We start from the raw sequence: 4,831 nt of genomic DNA on the forward strand, positions 1-4,831 counted from the left end.
TAAAGCCCCCTCTATTACAAGTGCCTTTAAGAAACTAAAAGAATACGGCTTTTATCAAGGGACAGAACATCGTACCATTAAATACCTGAATAATTTGATTGAACAAGACCATCGTCCAGTAAAGAGACGCAATAAATTCTATCGAAGTTTACGCACTGCCTCTACCACGATTAAAGGCATGGAAGCCATTCGAGGATTATATAAGAAAACCCGAAAAGAAGGCACTCTCTTCGGGTTTTCGGTCTGTACTGAAATCAAGGTATTATTGGGAATCCCAGCTTTAATCATAGATACTGTAAGGGATTTTATTCTTTATTTAAAACTTTGCAACAGAACCCTTGGATTAACCGCGATTATGACACCTAAGAATTTAAGTTACCTGATCATTAATTAACTATTTATTTGAACTTTCATATGTATTCTCTTAACCAATTAGGTAAATTAGAATCATTGATATTCCAACTTTCTACTTCTGTTTCACTTTCTTCCCAATTATTCTCGTTTCCATCAAAAAACTTATGTCTATTACATTTATATTTAACTATCGAATTACCTTCTAGTCGATATTCATTCCAATAATAATTTTGTTTCCCATATCCATTCCATTCGTTTGTAGTATAAATAGTTGACATAAAAACACCTCCATTTTTTCAATTGATTATATCACGACTAATCAATTGGGACTAACGCTAATGAACAATAAAATTATTCATTAGCAGATAAATTTTCAATTAGGGAACACCCACAATAACTTCTGACTTTAAATACTGTCTTCTTAATAAATATAGATTTAAAAACCGAGTCTAAAATTTAATAAAGTCTCACTGATTTCATCTGCATTGATCCCGATATACCGTTTCGTAATCTTCTCGCTGCTGTGACCGAAAATTTCCATTAGTATGGCCACGTCTTTGGTTTTCTTATAGTAATGGTAGCCAAACGTCTTCCGCAGCGTGTGCGTCCCAATATCGTCTCTTCCTAACAGCTTAGCGACCTTTTGAAACATCTGATAGACCGTATTCACTTCCACATGGCCACCTTTGGTGCTAGGAAACAAATAATCCTCTGGTTCTAGGTCTTTCGTATACTCTTGGATCAAGTCCTGCAAACTACTTAAATACAAAATACGGGTTTTCCCTGTTTTTTTCTCGACGATTCGGGGATTTTTTGAAGAAATAAGGTCTTGTTTCTTCAATTTTACGATATCTGACATGCGTAATCCGCTATTAATGCCAATCAAAAAGAGAAAAACATCCCGATCTGCGTTTTTGTTTCTTCTTAAACAAAATAAAAAGTCGTTTATTTCTTGCTGAGTCCTTAGCGGCTGGACGTTGTAACTCATTTAAAAGCCCTCTCCTCTCACAAAAGTGATACATGATTTTGTTTAGTATACCACATAATCGTGTATTAGAGGACGTTATAAAAAAAGAACCCTATTAGAATAGGATTCCCGATACACGTTTTTATACAATTTCATGTATTAAGATGATTTAGAAAACCGACAGTACGCCATACATTAAGAAAAACTCAATAAGAGCTCCTACTATCGCCAAGCTAGATTTTTCTAAGTTCATTCTCTTCCTGTTTTGTGTTTTCGGATCATTTCTTACTTCTCTATTGTCCATATAATCTAAGATTTTTTTATAGGTTTTTAGATTTTCTTTATCTTGGATCTTTTGAAGTTTAATAGCAGCATTGACCATGATTACTATAAAAGTAACTGGCAAAATCAAAGAAAAATCGCCCCAGTATTTAAATAAGGATGCAGTAATGAGGGTTAAAACAAATGATCCTATAATAACCAACATTAATTGATTCATCTTAGCAATAGTTACTTCTCTTTTCATCTTATCGTCATCTCCTTTAATCAATTCGTCTAAGGAGATATTAAAATAATTGCTTAAAAGTAACAGATTTTGTAGATTTGGATAACTTTTAGGTGTATACTTAATTTAGATAAAGCAACTTTAAAAGTTACTTTTTAAAGAAGGTGAATAATTTTGAGTGAATTTACGATTGCAGTACATGGGTTGGTCTATTTAGGTCATAACAATTCAATTTTTACCAGTGAAGCATTAGCTGAGAACATTTGTACGAATCCAGTTCGTGTTCGCAGAGTTCTGGCAAAATGCCGAAAAAAAGGATTAGTTCAAACAAAAAAAGGTGTGCATGGCGGATACTTTCTAACCGATAATTTAGAAGCTATCACTTTAAAAAATGTTTATGAGGCGATAAAGATCCCAATTATCCAAAATACTTGGCATTCAGGTTATATCAATGAACAATGTATGATTTCGTCTGGTATGTCAGAAGCTATGGATGATCTTTATGATGAGCTGAATAAAGATGCAGTAGCAAAACTAGCAACTATTACATTAAAAGATATGGAAGTAAAATTATATGCAATACAAAATGAGAGGGGCACTAAAATATGAATAAGTACACTACAGACGTAGCCATTATTGGATTTGGTAAAGCAGGAAAAACATTAGCAGGTGCTTTAGCTAAAAAAGGAAAAACCGTCACTGTGATTGAAAAATCAGCTAAAATGTATGGTGGAACTTGTATTAATGTGGGATGCTTACCGACTAAATCGTTGACACATAGTGCAAAAATTATTGATCAATTATCAGAATTTGGCATTGAGCGAAATCCTGAGATTAACAACCAGTTTTTCAAACAAGCCATGGACTATAAAACTGAATTAGTAACCAAATTAAATAAAAAAAACTACCATAAAATTGCTGATTTAGATAACGTAACAGTCTTAGACGGTTTTGCTCACTTCAAAGATGACCATACTTTGTTAGTGGATACAGATACAGAAACGCTACAAGTTACGGCTGCTAATATCATTATTGGAACTGGATCTACGGCTGTTATTCCAGATTTTGAAAACAAGCAAAACAGTCCACACATCCACACAAGTGAAGAAATTTTAGAGCTAACAAATCTGCCAAAAAAACTAGGTATTATCGGAGCTGGTCCAATTGGATTAGAATTCGCTTCTTATTTTGCTGAATTTGGTTCTGAAGTAACCGTTTATCAATTCAATGACTCATTATTGCCACGTGAAGATAAGGATGACGCAGCAGCTATTTTGGAAAGATTAGAAGAATTAGGGGTAACTATTGAATTTAACGCTCAAGCTAAACGTGTTCAAGATACGGATAATGGTGTACGTTTAACATTTGAACAAAACGGCGAAGAAAAATCTGCTGAATTAAATGAAATTTTAGTTGCTACTGGCCGTATTCCTAACACGAATAAATTAGATATTGAAAAGGCTGGCGTGGCGCTCGGCGCTCGTGGAGAAATCAAGGTAAACAAGCACTTGCAATCTTCTGTTGAACACATTTGGGCAGTGGGCGACGTTAAAGGTGGACCACAATTCACTTATATTTCTTTGGATGACTACCGTATTGTTTTGCCTCAATTGCTAGGAGAAGAATCCAACTATAATTTAGAAACGCGTCGTGTTTATCCTACAGCAACATTTGTGGATCCAACATTTGCACGGGTAGGCTTTAATGAAAAAGAAGCAACTGAAGCTGGTAAAAATTATAAAGTTGCTAAGATGCCCGTTGCTGCTGTTCCTAAAGCTCAAGTATTGCGTGAAACAAGCGGCTTTTTGAAAATATTAGTTGATCCAGAGACTGACCTTATATTAGGCGCAAGCTTCTTCAGCTACGAAGCTCACGAAATGATCAACTTAATTGCATTAGCAATTAATGAAAATATTTCATATAAGAGTTTACGAGACGGTATTTATACTCACCCTACAATGAGTGAATCCATGAATGATTTACTTGAAATGATTTAACTTAAATTTAACCACAAAAGAGGCTGGGACAAAATAAAATGGACCTTATAGAGATCTATTTTTCAGAGTCCACTCTATAGGAGTCATTTTACACTATTCACCTCCTATTCATTATTACTTATAACAGATAAGAGGTGAATATCATGCCCTCACTAGACGTTTATGTACCAATTAATAACTCTATTTTAGTACTTGTTGAAGAAATAAAAGAGTGTCTATAAAATCGTATAAACTAATTTATATAAGAGATTCCGGAAAACATCGTGTGCGATATAAAAATAAATTCTATCAAATATAGAACTTACCCAAATCTTTAAGCCCATCATAGCGTAAGTTTCATATCTAAAAAGAGAAGATTGGATTTATTGAGTAAATTAATCATGCAAATATAACATTACCGTTACTATATCGCCACCGCTTTTCCCTATCGCGTCTCTAATTTCCTTATTGATTGAGATGATCTTATCTTCATCTTTCCTTGGAGCCAAATAAATGTTTTTCACTTCAAAATCGTCAATTGTACCAGATACTTTTAAATGTCCCCATCTCCCTTTATTATCAGCTGTTCCTGGTAGTCTAAGGTGATAAGTCCATGATCCAAATCCCTCTTTGTAATGTAATTTGAGTTTCTGATTGTCAATTATTTTTATCATTTAAATTGGATAGGCTACAATTAACTAGACAGATATTAGCTTTTCGTCACCCACTACAGTTGACATAGACCCACAAAAAACGGTTCTATAATATTTGGTGTTGTTACTCAAAAAGTAGCGACACCAATTTTTGATACAAAAAGACATTTGGTTGTCCTATAATTAAATCGCTAAACAAAATCATAGGAGGATCAGCCAAATGTCCCACACCAATTTTATCAAAACAAAAGATGAAAACATAGATAGCATGATTAAAAAAATCCTTAACATCAAAGATTCTAATATTTCTTTTCCCAAAAATGCCGTGTCAAAAGAAAGAGTAAAAGGCCGATTGTCTACTGTTTTTACCGGAAAA

The 4,831-nt window shown here is 33.8% G+C and carries 6 protein-coding genes and 1 pseudogene; 3 read left to right on the forward strand and 4 right to left on the reverse strand.

The window, feature by feature from the left end; genetic code table 11:
* Window positions 1-280, forward strand: a pseudogene (locus tag H541_RS12405) (IS6-like element IS1216 family transposase); the annotation flags it as partial.
* A gap of 130 nt (window positions 281-410) precedes the next feature.
* Here H541_RS12405 and H541_RS0110535 read toward each other — a convergent pair.
* From H541_RS0110535 to H541_RS0110545, 3 genes are all read right to left on the reverse strand, one after another.
* Window positions 411-632, reverse strand: a complete 222-nt coding sequence (locus H541_RS0110535; RefSeq protein WP_022797248.1) for a hypothetical protein — start codon at window positions 630-632, stop codon at window positions 411-413.
* Window positions 633-790: 158 nt separating this feature from the next.
* Complete coding sequence (locus tag H541_RS0110540) at window positions 791-1,342, reverse strand: tyrosine-type recombinase/integrase (protein WP_022797249.1); 552 nt, start codon at window positions 1,340-1,342, stop codon at window positions 791-793.
* Window positions 1,343-1,490: 148 nt separating this feature from the next.
* Entirely contained in the window at window positions 1,491-1,847 is a 357-nt protein-coding gene (locus tag H541_RS0110545; RefSeq protein ID WP_021150714.1) for a hypothetical protein, read from the reverse strand.
* Window positions 1,848-2,000: 153 nt separating this feature from the next.
* Here H541_RS0110545 and H541_RS0110550 point away from each other — a divergent pair, with 153 nt between their 5' ends.
* Together H541_RS0110550 and H541_RS0110555 are read left to right on the forward strand one after the other, a co-directional pair.
* Window positions 2,001-2,435, forward strand: a complete 435-nt coding sequence (locus H541_RS0110550; RefSeq protein ID WP_005237713.1) for an RrF2 family transcriptional regulator — start codon at window positions 2,001-2,003, stop codon at window positions 2,433-2,435.
* Entirely contained in the window at window positions 2,432-3,823 is a 1,392-nt protein-coding gene (locus tag H541_RS0110555; protein WP_022797250.1) for a dihydrolipoyl dehydrogenase family protein, read from the forward strand. Before H541_RS0110550 ends, H541_RS0110555 begins: the two co-directional genes overlap by 4 nt.
* A 374-nt stretch (window positions 3,824-4,197) precedes the next feature.
* Here H541_RS0110555 and H541_RS0110560 read toward each other — a convergent pair whose 3' ends face one another.
* Complete coding sequence (locus H541_RS0110560) at window positions 4,198-4,476, reverse strand: DUF1905 domain-containing protein (protein WP_005875075.1); 279 nt, start codon at window positions 4,474-4,476, stop codon at window positions 4,198-4,200.
* Window positions 4,477-4,831: the final 355 nt, after the last annotated feature.

This window comes from Bavariicoccus seileri WCC 4188, from assembly GCF_000421665.1.
In the GTDB taxonomy this organism is placed as follows: domain Bacteria; phylum Bacillota; class Bacilli; order Lactobacillales; family Aerococcaceae; genus Bavariicoccus; species Bavariicoccus seileri.

Excerpts from the sequence above, each read along its gene's own strand:
- H541_RS0110535 (WP_022797248.1), bottom strand. The coding sequence starts at position 632 with ATGTCAACTATTTATACTACAAACGAATGGAATGGATATGGGAAACAA.
- H541_RS0110540 (WP_022797249.1), bottom strand. The coding sequence starts at position 1,342 with ATGAGTTACAACGTCCAGCCGCTAAGGACTCAGCAAGAAATAAACGAC.
- H541_RS0110545 (WP_021150714.1), bottom strand. The coding sequence starts at position 1,847 with ATGAAAAGAGAAGTAACTATTGCTAAGATGAATCAATTAATGTTGGTT.
- H541_RS0110555 (WP_022797250.1), top strand. The coding sequence starts at position 2,432 with ATGAATAAGTACACTACAGACGTAGCCATTATTGGATTTGGTAAAGCA.
- H541_RS0110560 (WP_005875075.1), bottom strand. The coding sequence starts at position 4,476 with ATGATAAAAATAATTGACAATCAGAAACTCAAATTACATTACAAAGAG.